The 1956-nt window shown below is 71.8% G+C and carries 2 protein-coding genes and 1 pseudogene; 2 read left to right on the plus strand and 1 reads right to left on the minus strand.

The features are described 5' to 3' along the window. Both VF612_RS12615 and VF612_RS12620 read left to right on the plus strand, forming a co-directional pair. A pseudogene (locus tag VF612_RS12615) lies at nt 1–123 on the plus strand (XRE family transcriptional regulator); the annotation flags it as partial. Between the two features lie 71 nt (nt 124–194). Beyond that, the gene (locus tag VF612_RS12620) at nt 195–1439 is read left to right on the plus strand and encodes an ATP-grasp domain-containing protein (RefSeq protein WP_408660205.1); all 1245 of its coding nucleotides are present in this window, start codon (nt 195–197) and stop codon (nt 1437–1439) included. 16 nt (nt 1440–1455) lie between these two features. On the opposite strand, the gene VF612_RS12625 is transcribed toward VF612_RS12620, so the two are convergent. After that, a partial coding sequence (locus VF612_RS12625) for an aminotransferase class I/II-fold pyridoxal phosphate-dependent enzyme (protein ID WP_408660206.1) occupies nt 1456–1956 on the minus strand: 501 nt, incomplete at its 5' end.

A 1956-nucleotide genomic window follows, 5' to 3' on the forward strand; every position in this document is an offset into this window, starting at 1 on the left:
GTGCCGCACTGGTTCGGCAGCGCCGGTGACCAGCCGGCCGAGATCCTGAGCCTGTTCGGGCCGCAGGGCGAGCGGGTGCACACCCGGGCGAAGTCGGTTTCCCATAGCAATGACGCGACCTGAGCTCGCGGCCCGGCAGCACCGGCTAGCGTGGCACCGATGACCCGCACCAGCCGTTAAGAGGTAGCCCAGCCATGCCCGAGCAGCGCCGACCGGTCGCGGTGGTCGTGGATCTGTACACCTGCAGCCACTTCCTGCTGGACGCCTTCACCGCCCTCGACATCGACGTGGTCCAGATCAAGAGCGACCCCGAGCTGACCCCGTTCGGGCCGCCGATGAAGTACCTGGCGACCGTGACCGGCTCCGATCCGGCGGCGCTGGTCGACCAGCTCGCCCCGTACTCGCCGATCGCGGTGGTGGCCGGCATGGAGACCGACGTGCTGCTGGCCGACGCGGTGTCCGAGCTGGCAGGCCTGCCCAGCAACGGGACGGCGCTGTCCTTGGCGCGACGGGACAAGTACGAGATGGCCGAGGCATTGCGCCGGGCCGGCGTCCGGTGCGCCGAGCAGTTCAAGAGCGGCAGCGCCGAGGACGTGGTGGCCTGGGCCGAAGCGGCCGGGCGGTATCCGGTGGTGGTGAAGCCGCTGGCCTCGGCCGCGACCGACATGGTCGCCATCTGCGCCGACGCCGCCCAGGTCCGCGAGGCTGCCGAGACGATCCTGGGCACCGAGACGATCTGGGGCGAGGTGAACCGCGAGGTCCTGATCCAGTCCTACCTGGACGGCGTCGAATACGTCGTGGACATGGTGTCCTGGCAGGGCCGGCGGTACACCTGCGGCATCTGGGAGTACCGCAAGCGGCAGGTCGGCGTGCACAACATCTACGACTACGAGGTCCTGCTGCCGGCCCAGGACAGCCGGGTTCCCGAACTCATCGGCTACGTCGACTCCGCGCTGCGGGCGCTGGGCATCGAGTACGGCCCGACCCACGCCGAGGTGATCATCACTCCGGACGGCCCGGCGCTGGTCGAGGTCGGCGCCCGGACCGCCGGCAACCTCAGCCCCACCTTTCACGACCTGTGCCTGGGCGCGAACCAGGCCGGCCTGACCGCGCTGGCCTACGCCCGTCCCGAGGAGTTCCTCGACCGCTATGCCGGCCGGTGCTACACCGCGCTGGCGCAGGCATGGGTCTACAACACCCCCACCGAGCAGGCCGGGATGGTGCGCGGCGTCAACCAGGAGGTGGTCGCCGAGATCGAAGCGCTGCCCACCGTCCGCGAGCTGATCGTGAAGCTACGGCCTGGCTGGCGGATGCGGCCGACCGTCGACCTGCTGTCGAGCACGCTCAAAGCCTTCCTGGCGGCCGACTCGACCGAGGAGCTGCAACGGGACTACCAGCGGATCACCGAGCTCAAGGACCACGTGTACGAGCTGGAGTGAGCGCTGAGTAGCAGTCTCATCGGCGGGAGCGGCCGAGCGCGCTGAGCCCGAGCATGTCCAGGGCGGCCAGCAGCGGCTCGGTGGCAGCCCGGTCGCGTACCGCGATCCGGATCCAGCCGGGGCCTAGCCCGGGAAAGGTGTCGGCCCGGCGCACCGCGATGCCGAGGGTTCGCAGTTCGGCGTGCACACCGGCCCGGCCGGGATGGCGGGTGAGCACGAACGGCCCGGCCCCGTCGGCGCGAACCTCGAAGCCGCGCTGCGCCAGCTCGCCGGTCAGCGCTCGGCGGTGCTCGGTGACCGCGGCGGCCCGGCGGTGCGCCTCGGGCCGCGCCGGCGCTGCCAGGCAGGCCTCGGCGGCGGCAAGCGCGGGGCTCGACACCGACCAGCGCGGCTGGGCCGCGGCGGCCGCGGCGACCGTCCCGGCATCACCGAGCAGGTAGCCGACCCGCAGCCCGGCCAGGCCCCAGGTCTTGGTCAGCGATCGCACCACCACGATGCCGGTCAGGTCGTCCAGTCC

It is taken from the genome of Jatrophihabitans sp. (assembly GCF_036388195.1).
In the GTDB taxonomy this organism is placed as follows: domain Bacteria; phylum Actinomycetota; class Actinomycetes; order Mycobacteriales; family Jatrophihabitantaceae; genus Jatrophihabitans_A.

What these genes read in the sequence shown, in the direction of transcription:
- VF612_RS12620 (WP_408660205.1), top strand. Translation starts at nt 195, where the DNA reads ATGCCCGAGCAGCGCCGACCGGTCGCGGTGGTCGTGGATCTGTACACC.